Genomic DNA, 16,600 nt, shown 5'->3' on the forward strand with positions numbered 1-16,600 from the left:
ATAGGAGGGGTCACAAAATGCGCTACTTGAAGATTGCGGCACTGACGTTCACGGCACTGGCGGGGCTTTCAGGAGCGGCTTCTGCTGCCGATCCCGCAGCTTGCGAAACCATCCGGCTGTCCGATCCGGGCTGGACCGACATCACCTCCACCAACTCCGTCGCAAGCGTGCTGCTGGAAGGTCTCGGCTATAAGCCCGATGTAAAGACCATGTCCGTGCCGATCGGCTATGAGGCGCTCAAGACCGGTAATCTTGACGTTTTCCTCGGCAACTGGATGCCCGCACAGCAGAAGTTCCGCGACGATCTCGACAAGGCGAAAGCCGCCGAAGTCATCGTCAAGAATCTCGAAGGGGCGAAGTTCACTCTGGCCGTGCCGGATTATGTGGCAAGCGAAGGCGTGAAGGACTTTGCCGATCTTGCGGCCCATGCCGACAAGTTCGGCAAGGAGATTTACGGCATCGAGCCGGGTGCGCCTGCCAACCAGAACATCCAGAAGATCATCGAGGATCAAAAATTCAAGCTCGACGGCTGGAAGCTGGTGGAATCGAGCGAGCAAGCCATGCTCGCGCAGGTGGACCGCAAGAACAAGGACAAGGCGTGGGTCGTGTTTCTGGCCTGGGCGCCGCACCCGATGAACAACAAGCTCAAGATAGAATATCTGGCGGGTGGCGATGACTATTTCGGCCCGAATTTCGGCGGCGCGGAAGTCTACACGCTTGGCCGCACCGGCTGGGCCGCGCAGTGCCCGAATGCCGCAACGTTCTTCAAGAACCTCACTTTCACTGTCGATATCGAGAATGAGCTGATGGGCAAGATTCTGGATGACGGCGCGGAAGGCCCGGCTGCGGCAAAGGAATGGCTGAAGGCGCATCCGGACCAGATCGACAAATGGCTTGCGGGTGTCACCACATTCAAGGGCGAACCGGGCGCGGAAGCCGTCAAGGCAAACCTCGGTCTTTAACCGAGAACAACACGCAGTTTGCAGGCGGGCGTTTCAGCGCCCGCCGTTTCGCGTTCCCACACTTGCCAACGGTCCCGCACAATGAAAAAGCCGAATATCCTCATCCTCATGGTCGATCAGCTGAACGGCACGTTCTTTCCGGACGGCCCGGCCGAATTCCTGCATGTTCCCAATCTGAGAAAGCTTGCCGAACATTCCGCCCGTTTTGCCAACTGCTACACCGCGAGCCCCCTCTGTGCCCCGGCGCGTGCATCGTTCATGTCGGGCCAGTTGCCGTTTCGAACTGGCGTCTATGACAATGCTGCGGAGTTTTCGTCTGAAATCCCGACCTATGCGCATCACCTTCGCAACGCTGGCTACCAGACGGCGCTTTCCGGCAAGATGCATTTCGTCGGTCCGGATCAGTTGCACGGTTTCGAGCAGCGGCTCACCACCGACATCTACCCAGCGGATTTCGGCTGGACGCCGGATTATCGCAAGCCCGGTGAACGTATCGACTGGTGGTATCACAATCTCGGTTCGATCACCGGAGCGGGTTCCGCCGAAATCACCAACCAGCTCGAATATGACGATGAAGTTGCCTATCAGGCCGAAGCGAAGCTCTATGATCTGGCGCGCGGCCACGACGAGCGGCCATGGTGTCTGACTGTCAGCTTTACCCACCCACATGACCCTTACGTAGCGCGCAAGCGCTTCTTCGATCTCTATGCGGACATTCCCGAACTTGATCCGAAAATCGGACCGCTGGCTGAAAGCGAGATCGACCCGCACACCGAACGCCTGTTGCGGGCCTGCAAGGCCGAGGATTACGATCTGACCCGCGAACAGGTTCGCACGGCACGTCAGGCCTATTTCGCCAATATCTCCTATGTGGATGACAAGATCGGCGTCCTGCTCGATGTCGTCGAACGCTGCGGCATGGCGGATGACACGATTGTCGTCTTCACTTCCGATCACGGCGATATGCTTGGCGAACGCGGCCTGTGGTTCAAGATGAGCTTCTTCGATGGCTCCGCTCGCGTCCCGTTGATGATTGCGGCCCCGCAATTGCGGGCTGGCCGCGTGGATGCGCCCGTCTCGACGCTCGACGTTCTGCCGACACTGGCCGACCTTGCCGGGATCGACCTCAAGGGCATCATGCCGTGGACCGACGGCGTTTCACTGACAGATGTTGCCTCCGGTACAGCCGAACGCGGTGCGGTTCCGGTCGAATATGCAGCCGAAGGCACCATTGCGCCAATGATCTCGCTGCGGGATGGCGACTGGAAGCTCAACCTGTGCCGCGCCGACCCGCCACAATTGTTCAACCTTGCCGACGATCCCGACGAGCTGCGCAATCTGGCGGAACTGCCGGAATTCAAAACCGTTCTGGACGACCTTCTGGCCAAAGCTGAAAAACGCTGGAATCTGGAACGCTACGATGCCGACGTCCGGGCCAGTCAGGCTCGTCGCCACGTCGTCTATCCGGCGTTGCGCAACGGCGCCTATTATCCGTGGGACTACCAGCCGCTGCAAAAGGCGTCCGAGCGCTATATGCGCAACCACATGGACCTGAACGTACTGGAAGAAAACCAGCGCTTTCCGCGCTGATTAGCAAAGCGGGGCCTCACAGCCCCGCTTGCTCAAACCCTTACTGTTCCGAGAACTCCAGAACCGTGCCGCTGGCATTTTCCGGCAGCACGGCGATGCCCGCAGATGTCTTCACGTGGGAAATTCCGTTGGCATCGAGAACGCCGCGCGCCTTATCCAGCGATGCGACCCGGATGCGCAGAACGGCGAAAGCCTTGCCCGGTGTCCGGGCAAAATCCACACCGGGATAGATTGCAGCGGCTTTCTCCTCACTCACAACCCATATGTCTGCCGAACGTGAGCCTGTCGAAACCTTCCAGCCACCATCCTGTGCCTCTGCCTTGCCATTGGCGTACAGGCGGGCAAAACCTTTGGCGGCGGCTTCCGGATCGGATGAGATGGCAACAATGGCGGAAAGGCCATTTGCACCATTTGCATGTTCGATCAGTTCCGGCAGCCAGACTGTTTCGCGGGTCTTGTGCTGGCACATGAAGACCATACCTTGCGGCACTTCACTTTCCGCGAAAGACACAGTTTCAAAAGCCGCAACACCCTCGCCACCGCCCGGCAGTTCTACCGGACGCTGAAACGCGCCAACCTCGCCGGTCTTGATGCCCAGCACGCCCAGTTCCGCCTTGGCATCGCGTGCATTGTCGATGCGGCAGGCAATGGCATGGAGGCCTTCGCCCTGCGCTGCCAGTTTCTCACGCTGATGCAGATTGCCCGGCGTCTCGGCGACGATGCCAAGCAGCTCGAAATAATCTTCCGGAAACATGATGGTGTAGTTGCCGGTGCCCTTTTCCTTGCTGTGGAGGCCGCGCGGGCTCAGCGTAAATCCGAAACGGCGATATTGTTCGGCACTTTTCTCCAGATCGCCGACCAGCAGGAAAATATGATCGACGCCTTTGACCGGATGAGACATGCAAAACTTCCTTTTCTATTTCTTGGTCGGAGCCAGAACGATCTCGTGGATCGTAACCTTGGGATTCATATTGGCAACATAGAGGGCGGTTTCAGCCATATCCTCGGGCTGGATGACATCATCCATGCGAGAGAGGTCGAAGCCCGGACGACGCGCCAGAAGCGGCGTCGCCACCTCACCGGGGCATAGCACGGTCGACCGGATGCCGTTCGGCCCTTCCTGCGCATTCAGGCTGGCGCTCAGATCGTTGAGCGCATGCTTGGACGCACCATAGGGAACGCCGCCGCCGGGAGACGAGAACCGCCCTGCCCAGGACGATGTGTGGATCATCAACCCACCGCCCTGCGCGCGCATAGGCGTCAGGGCAGCCGCGATCACGTTGATCGCACCCTTGATGTTGATGTCGATGACATCGTCCCATGAATCGAAATCAATATCCGCCCAGCTACGGCGCGGAATATTGAGACCGGCATTGTTGCAGAGCACATCAAGACGACCTGCCCATTCGACGATAGCTCCGGCAGTCGCGGCCACGGCCTCCCGGTCGAGAACATCGGCCGGAAATATCTGCGCCTCGCCACCATTGGAGACGATCGCCTCGGCAATCGCTGCAAGTGCATCCGCCTTGCGGCCCGTCAGCGCCACCCGCCAGCCTTCACGCGCGAAACGTCGCGCCATAGCAGCGCCGATGCCCGACCCGGCACCGGTGATCCAGACCGCACCGCGCTCGTTTTTGCCCGAGTTTGCGTTCTGCTCGGGGGAATTTTGGCTCATCAACAAACTCCGTCGTAGAAAATCGACATTTATTAACGCAGGCTGGTCGAGAAATTTTACCAATTTTGCCCGCGATATTAGTTTATCTTGACATTATCGCCACGGATTCTAGCATATCAATGCTTGCATACAATAAAGACCCTCTGAGGTGGCATTTCGTTGCGATTTCAGGGGCTTGAACAATATTGGGACGTGCGGGAAAAGAGGCTGGAAAGCCCTCCCTCAACGTCCTTCAGGGGAACAGAGAATGCATATCAGAAAAGCTGGCCTTGGCCTGTTTCTAGCGGCGTTTTCGCTTGCGACGGCGTCTTCGCACGCCGAAGAAGTGAAGCGCGGCGGCACTGTCATCGTCCATATGAACACCGAGCAGGGTGTGCTTAACCCTGCGCTGCGCGCCTCCACCGGTGTCTATCAGATCACCGGCCGCATCATGGAGCCGCTGATCGACCGCACCTATGAGGGCTATGTGCCGGTTCTGGCCACAAGCTGGTCGTCCTCGGAAGACGGCAAGGCCATCACCTTCAAGCTGCGCGAGAATGTGCGCTGGCATGACGGTCAGCCTTTCAGCTGCGATGACGTTTCGTTCAGCGCGATGAACCTCTGGAAGAAACTCCTCAACTATTCGACCACGCTTCAGGCCAATCTCGAAGCTGTCGATTGCACCGATCCTTACACAGCAGTGTTCCGCTATTCCAAGCCGATGCCGCTGGAACTGCTCGTCGCAGCCATGCCTGATCTCGGCCATCCGGTGCCGAAGCATCTTTATGAAGGCACTGATATTCTCAAGAACAAGTACAACGCCGCGCCGGTGGGCACGGGGCCGTTCAAGTTCGTCGAGTATGAGCGCGGCCAGCACATCATTGCCGAGCGCAATGACGACTACTGGCGCGGCAAGGAATATCCTTATCTCGACCGCATCGTCTGGCGTTTCATGCCGGACAAGGCCGCTGCTGCCGCAGCGCTTGAAGCCGGTGAAATGATGGAAACCGCCTTCAACGGCATTTCCATGTCGGATACCGAGCGCCTCCAGAAGGATGGCCGCTTCGACACCGGCACCAAGGGTTTCGAAAACAACGTTGCCCACTCGACCATCGAGTTCAATCTGCGCAATCCGATCCTTGCCAATCTGAAAGTTCGTCAGGCGATCTATCACGCGCTCGATATCGACTTTGCGATCAAGACGATCATGCGCGGCTATGCCAAGCCGGGCCGTGGCCCGATCCCAAGCGCCGGCGGCGCCAATTATACGGATCAGGTCCAGACCTACCCGTATGATGTTGAAAAGGCAAAGAAACTGCTCGACGAAGCCGGTTATCCGGCTGGCCCCGACGGCATTCGCTTCAAGCTGCGTCATCGCCCGGCACCATGGGGTGAATATACGCAGCTCTGGGCCGAATATTATGCTCAGGCGATGAAAGAAGTCGGTATCGACGTCCAGATCCTGACCAACGATGCGCCGGGCTTTCTGAACGGTGTCTATCGTGACCATGACTTCGACACGGCAAGCGGCTGGCACCAGTTCCGCTCCGATCCGGCTGTTTCCACCACCGTCTGGCTGCGCTCCGGCGCTCCGGTCGGCACCGCATGGTCCAACCAGTTCGACTACAAATCGGACGAAATGGACAGCCTGATCGACAAGGCCGCGAGCGAGCTCGACCCGACCAAGCGCGCCGATCTTTATCACCAGATCCAGCAGCTTGAGATGAAAGACCTGCCGATCATCTTCGCCATCGAACATCCGTTCGTCGGCGTGACCAATAAGGTCTTGAAGAACCACCACAACACGCCGCGCTGGGATTCTTCCAGCTGGTACGATCTGTGGATCGATCAATAAACAAGACCAACCGCTGCCGGCCATCCGGCAGCGGCTCCCCAGTTTTATGAATGCTGAAATGAATATCTTGCAGGATAACCCGCAATGCCCCTGCCCCCGATCCTGACTTTTGCGCTGCGGCGCATCTTGCAGGCGATCCCCGTCATTCTTCTCATCATGATCGGGTCATTCCTGCTGATCAAGCTTGCCCCTGGCGATACGGTGGACGCGCTTGTTGGCGACATGGGCGGCGCAGACCCGCAATTCGTCGCCAATCTGCGCGCCGAATACGGCCTCGACCAGCCGGTCTGGACGCAGCTGTGGATCTACATGACCAAGCTGGCACAGTTCGATTTCGGCTGGTCCTATGTCTACGAACAGCCGGTGCTGGACGTACTGATGGCCCGCCTCGTGCCGACGCTCCTGCTCATGGTTTCCTCGCTTTCGGTGGCCTTCATTTTCGGCATTGCGCTCGGAGCTTTCGCCGCGCGGCGCGCCTATTCGCTGACCGACAATGCGATTTCCACGCTCGGCCTTGTCTTCTATGCCATGCCGAGCTTCTTTCTCAGCCTCATCTTGATGTTCATCTTTTCCGTCAAGCTCGGCTGGCTGCCGGTCGGCGGTTACAAGACGATTGCCGGGTTTTACACCGGCTGGAAGAATGTCTGGGATATTGCCGTGCACCTCGTCATGCCGACGACGGCGCTTTCGCTCATCTATCTCGCCTTCTACATGCGCCTGATGCGCACCAGCGTGCTGGAAGTGGCCGACCTCGATTATGTTCGTACCGCACGAGCCAAGGGCGCCAGCGGTGCAAGGCTGATGTTTCATCACATCATGCGCAACGCATTCCTGCCTGTCGTTACGCTGCTCGGACTACAGTTCTCGACTGTGCTTGGCGGCTCCGTCGTGATCGAGACAATCTTCTCGCTGCCCGGCCTCGGTCAGCTTGCCTACACTTCCGTGATCAAGCGCGACCTCAACACGCTGATGGGCATCATCTTCCTGTGCTCGGTGCTGGTGGTGATCGTGAATTTCATCACAGATCTCATCTATGCGCGGCTTGATTCCAGGATCGAACTGTCATGACTTCACAGGACCTCTCCCTCACCCGCCCGCAGGTCTCCCGCACGAAAGTTCTGTGGCAGCGCTTCAGCCGCAACCGCGCCGCCGTGCTGGGCCTTATCCTCTTCATCGCCGTGGTCCTGATCGCGCTGCTGGCCGACGTCATTGCGCCCGGCGACCCGTTGCGGCGCGCTGGCGATCCGCTTGTCTGGCCATTCGTCAATGCTGCAACGCCGCTTGGTACCGACCAGCTTGGGCGCGATATCATGGCAGGCATCGTCCATGGCGCGCGCATTTCGCTTCTGATCGGCGTGGTCGCCACCCTGATTTCTATAGTGATCGGCATCATCATCGGCGCGCTTGCCGGCTATTATGGCGGCTGGGTGGATGACGTTCTGATGCGCATCACCGAAGCCTTCCAGACCGTTCCAAGCTTCGTACTGCTTCTGACACTGGTGGCAATCTTCGGTTCATCGATCGAAAATATCATCATCTGCATCGGCATCGTGTCATGGACCGCGCCTGCCCGCATGGTGCGCGCCGAATTTCTGGCGCTGCGCAAGCGCGAATTCATCGATGCAGCGCGCAATCTCGGCGTCGGGAATGCCTCAATAATCTTCCGTGAAATCCTGCCGAATGCCCTGCCGCCGGTGATTGTCTTCGCATCCGTGGTGATGGCCACTTCCATCCTGATGGAAAGCGCGCTCGCCTTCCTCGGCCTCGGTGACCCAAACTATGCAAGCTGGGGTAACATGATCGGCCAAGGTCGCGCCGTGCTGCGCACTGACTGGTTCTGCTCGGTTATTCCCGGCATCGCCATTCTGCTCACCGTTCTTTCCTTCAGCCTGCTTGGCGAAGGCCTGAACGACGCGCTTAATCCGAGGCAGAAGAAATAATGACCGCTGCACCCGTTCTCGAAATCAAAAATCTGCAGATCGCGCTGCCAAAGGGCGCCGACCGCCCTTACGCCCTGCAGGACCTGACACTGACCATCAACCCCGGTGAAATCGTCTGCCTCGTCGGCGAAAGCGGCTCCGGCAAATCGCTTTCGGCAGGCGCAATCATGCGCCTTTTGCCGGAACCGCATGTGCGCGTGACCAATGGCACAATCAGGCTGGAAGGCACCGATCTCTATTCGCTCAGCGAAACCGACATGAAGAAGCTGCGCGGCGACCGCATCGGCATGATCTTTCAGGAGCCGATGACCGCACTCAACCCGCAGAAGACGGTCGGCTGGCAGATCGATGAAGTGTTGCGCCTGCACACGAAACTCGGTCGCAAGGAACGTCGCGCCGCCGTGCTGAACATGCTGGCGGAAGTGAAAATTCCGGACCCGGAATCCGCTTACAACGCCTATCCGCACCAGATTTCGGGCGGACAGCGCCAGCGCGTCATGATTGCCATGGCGCTTATCCTGAAACCGCGCCTCATCATTGCCGATGAACCAACCACCGCGCTCGATGTGACCACGCAGGCACAAATCCTGAAACTGATCCGCGACCTGCAACGCGAACACGATACCGGCATCCTGTTCATCACGCATGACTTCGGCGTGGTGGCGGAAATTGCCGACCGCGTTGCCGTTCTGCGGCTTGGCGAACTGGTCGAGGAAGGCCCGGCAAACGAAGTGCTGAACCATCCGCAGCACCCATATACCAAGGCGCTGATTGCATCGGTTCCAGCTCTCACTCCGCCCGAACCGAAGCCATCTGTGGACGCTCAGCCGATCATTCTCAAGGCGAGCGCTTTACGCAAAACCTTCAAGGCGCGCGGCGGATTGCTGACCGGCAAAAGAAGTGCCGTTCCTGCCGTGAAGGACCTTTCGTTTGAACTACGTCAGGGTGAAACGCTTGGCGTCGTGGGCGAAAGCGGGTCGGGCAAGACAACCGTTTCGCGCATCGTCACCCGTCTGCTTGAAGCCGATAGCGGCAAGGTCGATGTGAATGGCAGAGATTTTCTGAGCGCCAGCCCGCGTGAAGTGCGTGCCATGCGCAAGGACATCCAGATGGTCTTTCAGGACCCGATGGCCTCGCTCAACCCGCGCCGCCGCGTCGTGGACCTGATCGCACAGGGGCCAATCGTCCATGGCGTACCGAAGGCAGAGGCGCACGCAAAGGCCCGCGAGTTGCTGGAGCTGGTCGAGCTTTCGCCTGCCGCAGCCGACCGTTTTCCGCATGAATTTTCGGGCGGGCAGCGGCAGCGCATCGGCATCGCCCGCGCGCTGGCGCTGGAGCCTCGCATCATCGTCGCCGACGAACCGGTCTCCGCGCTCGATGTCTCGGTACAGGCTCAAGTGTTGCGGCTTCTGGCCGACCTCCGCGAACGGCTCAATCTGTCGCTTCTTTTCGTAACGCATGATCTGCGCGTCGCGGCTCAGCTTTGCGACCGCATCATCGTCATGTCGAAGGGCGAGATCGCCGAAGCAGGTCCGACGGCTGAGGTCTTCGCTAATCCGCAACATGAATATACACAGCGCCTCCTTGCCTCCATTCCCGGCAAGGGCTGGACGCCTCCTCGTTTGGAAAATGCGTGACACTATGCAGAACATAGTCTTTCCACCCTCCATCTGGGCTGCCACTGCCCCTGCCCGCACACAAGCAAAGCCGCTGACCAATGACGCGGAAGCCGATGTCGCCATCGTCGGCGGTGGCTTTACGGGACTTTCAGCAGCGCTCCATCTGGCGAAACGCGGCAAGCGCGTCATCCTGCTGGAAGGCAATGCGGTCGGCTGGGGCGCATCGGGGCGCAACAATGGACAGGTCATTCCGACCATGACTTCGGCGGAACCCGATGCAATCGCCAAACGCTACGGCGCATCAGGTGAACGTTTTGCCAGACTGATCGGCAATAGCGCCGACATTCTGTTTTCCATCGTGCGTGATGAAAATATCGACGCTGAGGCCGAACAGAACGGCTGGTTCCAGCCTGCCCATTCGCCGGGCCGGGTGAAGCTTTCGCAAACCCGCGTGGACGCATGGAAACGTTTCGGCTTCCCGGCAGAGTTTTTCGACCGCGCCGCAACATCGCGGCTGTTGGGCAGCGATTTCTGGTATGGCGGCATGTTCAACCCGACCGGCGGCCATATCAATCCGCTGGCTTTCGCGCGCGGGCTTGCAGCCGCAGCCGAACGCCACGGCGCAATCATTCACGAACAAAGCCCGGTCATCTCCTATGCCCAGGTGGGCGACTATTGGGAAGTCAAGACCGCCAGCGCCACAGTTCGTGCCAAGGGCTTTCTGCTCGCCACCAACGCCTATACCGGCGAGTTGCGCGAAGGGCTTGCCCCGCGCCTAGCCCGCACCATCGTGCCGGTACTCTCGTGGCAAATGGCGACGGCACCTGTCAGCGACAATCTGCGGGCGACGATTTTGCCGGGACGGCAGGCGGTTTCCGATACGCGCGGCGATCTGCGCTTCTTCCGCTACGATGCCCGCAACCGGCTGATTACCGGCGGCGTGGTAATGGGTAATTTCAACATCGCCGAACGCGTCAAGCGCAAGACAGCGCATAATATGGCGGAAGCTTTCCCTGCACTTGGCGAGCCGGAAATCACCCATGTGTGGAGCGGTTATATCGGCATGACATGGGATCGTTTCCCGCGCGTTCATCAGCTCGGCCCCAATGGCTGGGCATGGATCGGCTGCAACGGGCGCGGTGTTGCGCTTGGCACATCGCTCGGGCGTGAATTCGCACGGGCGCTCGACGGCGAGCCTGTGCAGGAACTTGCCCTGCCCGTCTCGGAACCGGCACCACTGCCTTTTCATAAAGTCGCGCGGAAGATCGCGCCGTTCTATCTCGCATGGCTTCGGCGCAAGGATCTCACCGAGCCAAATCTCTAGTCCCGCTCATTTAACGTTCATGTGAAAGGTCAGGTCCATGAATCAAATGTCAATTCTCGAACGTCGCCGCATCGAAGCGCTGGTTCTCAAGAATGTTTACGAAGTTATTCGCGAACGCTCCGGTGAGGAAGAAGCGCAGGCTGCAATCGGCGAAGCAGTCAGCCGTTCGGCCATCGAACAGGGCAAGAGCTTTGCCGACGAGCTGGGCCGCACGCCAACGATACAGGACTTTGCCGATATCCAGCCGCTGTGGACGAAGGAAAACGCACTGGAGATCGACGTGATTTCGCAGGGCGAAGATCATTTCGATTTCAACGTTACGCGCTGCCGTTATTCGGAAATGTACCGCGAGATGGGTCTTGGCCATATCGGTCACCTGCTGTCCTGCAATCGCGATGGCGATTTCTGCATCGGCTACAATCCCGAAATGAAGCTGGAACGCTCGCAGACCATCATGAAGGGCGCAAGCCATTGCGATTTCCGCTACCGCCTCGACAAGACTGAAGACAACACAAAAGGAGCCTGACATGCCGGTTGAAAACTGGACATCGAACCAGCTTGACGAACTCGTCGCGTTCCGTCGTGACCTGCACGAAAACCCCGAGCTGCTTTACGATGTGAACCGGACTGCCGAAAAAGTTGCCGAAGCGCTACGCGCCGCTGGCGTCGATGAGGTCGTGACTGGTATCGGGCGCACCGGCGTCGTCGGCGTCATTCGCGGTCAGTCGAACCGTTCCGGTCGCGCCATCGGCCTGCGTGCCGACATGGACGCACTGCCGATCCTCGAAGAAACCGGCGCGGAATGGTCATCGAAAGTGCCGGGGAAAATGCATGCCTGCGGCCATGACGGCCACACGACCATGCTTCTGGGCGCTGCCCGCGAACTGGCGCAAAGCCGCGCCTTCGACGGCACCGTCATCGTTATCTTCCAGCCTGCCGAAGAAGGCGGCGCAGGCGCAAAGGCGATGATCGACGACGGCCTGTTCAAGCGCTGGCCGGTCAATGAAGTCTACGGCATGCATAACCGCCCTAATCTTCCCGTCGGACACTTCATCATCAATTCCGGCCCGATCATGGGATCGGTTGACATTCTCGACATCACCATCGAGGGCGTTGGCGGACATGCGGCCTCCCCACACCAGACCATCGATCCCATCCCGGTGACGGCAGCACTCATTCAGGCAATCCAGACGCTGACCGCACGCACCGTCGACCCGCTGGATTCCGCAGTGATCTCGATCACGACCATTCAGGGTGGTGATGCGTTCAACGTGATTCCGCAGAAAATCCGGTTGACCGGTACCGTCCGCACGCTTCGTGAGGAAGTGCGCGACCATATCGAGGAAAAACTGGCTCGCGCCGTGCAGGGCATTGCCGATGCTTTCGGCGCCAAGGCCACGCTCAACTATCAGCGCAGCTATCCGGTCACCGTTAATCACGAACGCGAGACAGAACTGGCCGCAATCGCTGCCGATGCAGTTGCGGGCGCTGACCGCGTGGCTCGGGATATGCCGGCAACGCTTGGCGGTGAAGACTTTGCCTTCATGCTGAACGAGGTGCCGGGCGCGATGATCAACATCGGCAACGGCCCGAGCGCCAATCTCCATCATCCGAAATATGACTTCAACGACGATGTCATTGCCTGGGGTTGCTCGTACTGGACAACGCTCGTGCGCCATCGGCTGCCGATTGAGAACTGATAGCCGCCTATATATCTATTCAGGGCGGCGCCCCAAGGGGCCGCCCTTTGTATTTTTCGTAAAAAGCGAAGTGTTTTTACACTAAAACCTCTAGTTTATCTGAGCCTCACGTAATATAACGCGCTCCCAATAATCCATCGCGGCTTTTCCCGATGGGAAAAGAGAATCCGGTTTGGACGCATATCCTGAACGCCTCAGTTTCGGAAATGCGGGAAGCCAATGGTAGAGCGGGAAATCCATGAATATCGAGTCTGCCTTGAGCGACAGCGCCAATATTTTTGACCTTGCGCCAATTTCCCTGTGGCTTGAGGATTATAGCGGTCTGCGCAAGCAGTTCGAAGAATGGCGTGCGCTTGGCGTTACCGATCTCGGGGCTTTCCTGCACGAAGACACGACCCGGTTGCGCATCTGCACCAGCCATATCCGGGTTCTGAAGGTCAACCGCAAGACGCTTTCGCTTTTCGAGGCGGACAGCGTCAGTCATCTGGTCGCCAACCTCGAACGCGTGTTTCGCGACGACATGCTGGACCCGCATATCGATGAGATGGTCCAGCTCTGGAACGGCGGCGGCACTTTCTCAAGCGACACCATCAACTATTCGCTCGGCGGCAAGCGGCTCGACATCCAGCTCAAGGGCGTCGTGCTTCCCGGCTATGAACACACGTGGGAGCGGGTTCTGCTTTCCATCGAGGATGTGACCGCTCGCGAGAATGCCCGCCGCGAGCAGGATCGGCACAAACAGCACGCCGTGGGCCTCTTCGAACATTCACCGGTTTCGCTCTGGGTCGAGGATTTCAGCCGCATCAAGCAACTGATGGACGATGTGCGCCAGCGCGGCATCGTTGATTTTCGGGTGTTTACCGACGTGCATCCAGAATTCGTGCGCCAGTGCATGAGCGAGATCCGCGTGCTCGAAATCAACACCGAGACGACGGCCCTCTTCCTCGCATCCGACAAGAAAACGCTGCTGCAGAACCTGCCGCATATCTTCAAGGATGAGATGGAAGCCTCTTTCCGCGAACAACTGATCGATCTGTGGAACGGAATCCTGTTCCAGCGTCGCGAAGTGGTGAACTATGCGCTCGATGGGTCCGAACGGCATGTTCTGCTGCAGTTCTCTGTTCTGCCGGGACATGAGACGGATTGGTCGCTGGTGCAGGTCGCACTTACCGACATCACGGCGCGCAAGAAGGCCGAGGCCTATCTGGAATATCTGGGCAAGCACGATGTGCTGACCAAGCTGCACAATCGCGCCTATTATGTCGATGAGCTTAACCGGCTTGAGCGCAAGGGCCATACGCCCGTTTCAGTCATCATCATCGATCTCAACGGCCTCAAGGCCGCGAATGATCAATGGGGCCATGCGACAGGCGACGGATTGCTGCGACGCATCGGAGAAGTGCTGAATGAAGCCGTGAAGCAGCCGGGCCATGCCGCACGCATTGGCGGTGACGAATTCGCTATCGTGCTGCCTTATGTCGATGAGCGCGGCGCCGAGGCGATGGTCGAGGACATTCAGCGGCTGGTCGATATCAACAACCAGTATTATTCCCAGCTCAAGCTCAATCTTTCCATCGGCGCCGCGACCAGCATGCCGGGCGAGAAGCTGGAAACCGTTGCCAAGCGCGCCGACCTGCTGATGTATGAGAACAAGCGTCAGCAATATACGAGCGGTATGATCTAGAGCATTTCCTGTTTTGATTGAATCATTGGAAACACTCTATCTCTTTGTTTTTAAGCATGTCTTTATCCCAAAACCGGTCCGCACTTTTGGGAGACATGCTCTAGTCATCAAATGCGATAATCGTCTTGCCGCGCGTCAGATCGGTGACAAGGCGGGATAGTTCATCCCGCATGGCAATGGGCATCGTGCCCGCCATTTCCACGCCGGTGCCGGTGAAATTCTCTTGCGCGATGGCAAGGTTTTCCACCGCTGTCAGGCGCGCTTTCAGCAGCGCATGATCTGAAAAATCGCAGGCGAACTGAAATCCGACCAGCGGAATAACTTCTGTTTTCTCAGCCTGTCGCAGACAGGTGGCGGCAGTGCCGCCATAGGCGCGCATCAGGCCGCCGCTTCCCAGAAGAATGCCGCCGAACCAGCGCGTAACCACGACTGCAATATTGTCCAGCTGCTGGCCGTCGATTGCCTGCAAGATCGGCTTTCCTGCCGTGCCGCTTGGCTCACCGTCGTCACTGAAACGGTAGTTCTGCCCCATGCGCCAGGCCCAGCAATTATGGCTCGCCGACAGATCGGAATGCTCGCTCAAAAAATCCTTCGCCGCCTGCTCGTTTGCGACAGGCGAAGCAATGGCCAGAAATCGACTTTTCTTGATCTCCTGACTAAAGGTTTCGACGCGACTGATCGTGAACATGGCAATCCTACAAAGATGATTGCGGGGCCTAGCATTTTCCATTGAGGATGACGACCCCTTCCAGCTTCCCCCGGCATTGCGCCCACCGGATATAGGGTATAAGGCAATTGGAAAATGAGCCCATATTTTTGAGCTCTGTTCTTGCATATCCAGACGAAAGGTCCTGCCGATGTTCGATTTGATCGTGAGAAACGCCAATCTCCCCGACGGTCGCGAGAAGCAGGACATTTTGGTCAAGGACGGCAAGATTGCCGATATCGGGCCCTCCAAGGGGGAGCATCAGGCGGCTCAGGAAATCGATGCGACCGACCGGCTCGTGACCCCGCCTTTCGTCGATCCGCATTTTCACATGGATGCGACCCTGTCGCTCGGCCTGCCGCGCCTTAACCGCTCGGGCACGCTTCTTGAGGGTATCGCGCTATGGGGCGAATTGAAGCCAATGCTGACCGTTGAAGCCATGGTCGAGCGCGCGTTGCGTTATTGCGATCTGGCCGTTTCGCAGGGCCTGCTGGCCATTCGCAGCCATGTCGATGTCAGCGATCCGCGCCTTCTCACTGCTGAAGCGATGATCGAAGTGCGCGAGAAGGTGAAGCCTTACATCGATCTGCAGCTCGTGGCCTTCCCGCAGGATGGTTACTACCGTTCGCCGGGCGCGGTCGATCTCGTCAACCGCTCGCTCGATATGGGCCTCGACGTCGTCGGCGGCATTCCGCATTTTGAGCGCACCATGGCTGATGGCGCAGCCTCGCTGGAGGAACTCTGCCGCATTGCCGCTGAACGCGGGCTGCCGGTCGATATCCATTGCGACGAAAGCGACGATCCGATGTCGCGCCATGTCGAGACGCTGGCGGCGCAGACCATGCGTTTTGGCCTGCAGGGCCGTGTATCCGGCTCGCACCTTACCTCCATGCATTCCATGGACAATTATTATGTCTCGAAGCTCATTCCGCTGATTGCGGAAGCGAAGATGAACGCCATTCCGAACCCGCTCATCAACATCACGCTGCAAGGCCGCGCGGACACCTATCCGAAGCGCCGCGGAATGACACGCGTGCCGGAGCTGATGGCGGCTGGCGTTAACGTTGCTTTTGGCCACGACTGCGTTATGGACCCCTGGTACTCGATGGGTTCCGGCGACATGCTAGAAGTCGGCCATATGGCCATTCACGTGGCGCAGATGACGTCGATCGAAGGCAAGAAGCAGGTTTTCGATGCACTCACCGTCAATTCCGCCAAGGCGCTGGGCCTCGAAGGCTACGGTCTTGCAAAGGGCTGCAATGCCGATTTCGTGGTGCTGCAGGCGCGCGATCCAATTGAAGCGCTGCGGCTCAAGGCAAACCGCCTGACCGTCGTGAAGCGTGGCAAGGTCATCGCCGAAACACCGCAGCGCATAAGCCGCCTCAACCTCGAAGGCCGTCCGTCTTCGGTTGACGGGGCTGATTACGCGCCAATCGGCTAATAATATCAACAGTTTCGGCCTACCCAGCACATTGCTGGATGAACGAACCGGAACAGTCGCGGCTTGAAACCCCATGCCTAATTTTCAGGCCGCAGCCTAATTCGCTTGTATTCGAGGCAGATTGA

The 16,600-nt window shown here is 58.5% G+C and carries 14 protein-coding genes; 11 read left to right on the plus strand and 3 right to left on the minus strand.

Annotated features, from left to right (window positions below; translation table 11 throughout):
• Positions 1 to 17: 17 nt before the first annotated feature.
• Both choX and betC read left to right on the plus strand, forming a co-directional pair.
• Entirely contained in the window at positions 18 to 962 is a 945-nt protein-coding gene (gene choX / locus OHI65_RS01170; RefSeq protein WP_125302330.1) for a choline ABC transporter substrate-binding protein, read from the plus strand.
• Between the two features lie 81 nt (positions 963 to 1,043).
• Positions 1,044 to 2,552 carry a choline-sulfatase gene (betC, locus tag OHI65_RS01175; RefSeq protein WP_264358716.1) on the plus strand — a complete coding sequence of 503 codons (1,509 nt, stop codon included), beginning with the start codon at positions 1,044 to 1,046 and terminating at the stop codon, positions 2,550 to 2,552.
• 40 nt (positions 2,553 to 2,592) lie between these two features.
• Here the strand turns inward: betC and OHI65_RS01180 are convergent, their stop codons facing one another.
• Together OHI65_RS01180 and OHI65_RS01185 are read right to left on the minus strand one after the other, a co-directional pair.
• Positions 2,593 to 3,453 carry a VOC family protein gene (locus OHI65_RS01180; protein ID WP_012092757.1) on the minus strand — a complete coding sequence of 287 codons (861 nt, stop codon included), beginning with the start codon at positions 3,451 to 3,453 and terminating at the stop codon, positions 2,593 to 2,595.
• A 15-nt stretch (positions 3,454 to 3,468) separates the two neighbouring features.
• The gene (locus tag OHI65_RS01185) at positions 3,469 to 4,227 is read right to left on the minus strand and encodes an SDR family oxidoreductase (RefSeq protein WP_012092756.1); all 759 of its coding nucleotides are present in this window, start codon (positions 4,225 to 4,227) and stop codon (positions 3,469 to 3,471) included.
• Between the two features lie 247 nt (positions 4,228 to 4,474).
• On the opposite strand from OHI65_RS01185, the gene OHI65_RS01190 reads away from it, so the two are divergent.
• The 8 genes from OHI65_RS01190 to OHI65_RS01225 all read left to right on the plus strand — a co-directional run bounded on the left by OHI65_RS01190 (position 4,475) and on the right by OHI65_RS01225 (position 14,328).
• Positions 4,475 to 6,061 (plus strand): ABC transporter substrate-binding protein, encoded by a 1,587-nt coding sequence (locus OHI65_RS01190; protein ID WP_125301314.1) that lies wholly within the window; start codon positions 4,475 to 4,477, stop codon positions 6,059 to 6,061.
• Between the two features lie 84 nt (positions 6,062 to 6,145).
• Positions 6,146 to 7,129 carry an ABC transporter permease gene (locus OHI65_RS01195; RefSeq protein ID WP_125301316.1) on the plus strand — a complete coding sequence of 328 codons (984 nt, stop codon included), beginning with the start codon at positions 6,146 to 6,148 and terminating at the stop codon, positions 7,127 to 7,129.
• Positions 7,126 to 8,001: an ABC transporter permease gene (locus tag OHI65_RS01200; RefSeq protein WP_029927785.1), complete on the plus strand. Its 876-nt coding sequence runs from the start codon at positions 7,126 to 7,128 to the stop codon at positions 7,999 to 8,001. The genes OHI65_RS01195 and OHI65_RS01200 overlap by 4 nt, the downstream gene beginning before the upstream one ends.
• On the plus strand, positions 8,001 to 9,638 hold the full coding sequence (locus OHI65_RS01205; protein ID WP_125301318.1) for an ABC transporter ATP-binding protein: 1,638 nt from the start codon (positions 8,001 to 8,003) through the stop codon (positions 9,636 to 9,638). Before OHI65_RS01200 ends, OHI65_RS01205 begins: the two co-directional genes overlap by 1 nt.
• 4 nt (positions 9,639 to 9,642) lie before the next feature.
• The gene (locus OHI65_RS01210; RefSeq protein WP_125301320.1) at positions 9,643 to 10,944 is read left to right on the plus strand and encodes an NAD(P)/FAD-dependent oxidoreductase; all 1,302 of its coding nucleotides are present in this window, start codon (positions 9,643 to 9,645) and stop codon (positions 10,942 to 10,944) included.
• A 37-nt stretch (positions 10,945 to 10,981) separates the two neighbouring features.
• Complete coding sequence (locus OHI65_RS01215) at positions 10,982 to 11,470, plus strand: L-2-amino-thiazoline-4-carboxylic acid hydrolase (protein WP_010658513.1); 489 nt, start codon at positions 10,982 to 10,984, stop codon at positions 11,468 to 11,470.
• A gap of 1 nt (position 11,471) precedes the next feature.
• Positions 11,472 to 12,644 (plus strand): M20 aminoacylase family protein, encoded by a 1,173-nt coding sequence (locus tag OHI65_RS01220; protein WP_125301322.1) that lies wholly within the window; start codon positions 11,472 to 11,474, stop codon positions 12,642 to 12,644.
• A 238-nt stretch (positions 12,645 to 12,882) separates the two neighbouring features.
• The gene (locus tag OHI65_RS01225; RefSeq protein WP_125301324.1) at positions 12,883 to 14,328 is read left to right on the plus strand and encodes a GGDEF domain-containing protein; all 1,446 of its coding nucleotides are present in this window, start codon (positions 12,883 to 12,885) and stop codon (positions 14,326 to 14,328) included.
• A 100-nt stretch (positions 14,329 to 14,428) separates the two neighbouring features.
• Here the strand turns inward: OHI65_RS01225 and OHI65_RS01230 are convergent, their stop codons facing one another.
• Positions 14,429 to 15,016, minus strand: coding sequence for an IMPACT family protein (locus OHI65_RS01230; protein ID WP_125301326.1), 588 nt, complete (start codon positions 15,014 to 15,016; stop codon positions 14,429 to 14,431).
• A 169-nt stretch (positions 15,017 to 15,185) separates the two neighbouring features.
• Between OHI65_RS01230 and OHI65_RS01235 the strand changes: the two genes are divergently transcribed.
• Positions 15,186 to 16,475 carry an amidohydrolase family protein gene (locus OHI65_RS01235; protein ID WP_125301328.1) on the plus strand — a complete coding sequence of 430 codons (1,290 nt, stop codon included), beginning with the start codon at positions 15,186 to 15,188 and terminating at the stop codon, positions 16,473 to 16,475.
• Positions 16,476 to 16,600: the final 125 nt, after the last annotated feature.

Source organism: Brucella sp. MAB-22, from assembly GCF_025908475.1.
In the GTDB taxonomy this organism is placed as follows: Bacteria; Pseudomonadota; Alphaproteobacteria; order Rhizobiales; family Rhizobiaceae; genus Brucella; species Brucella anthropi.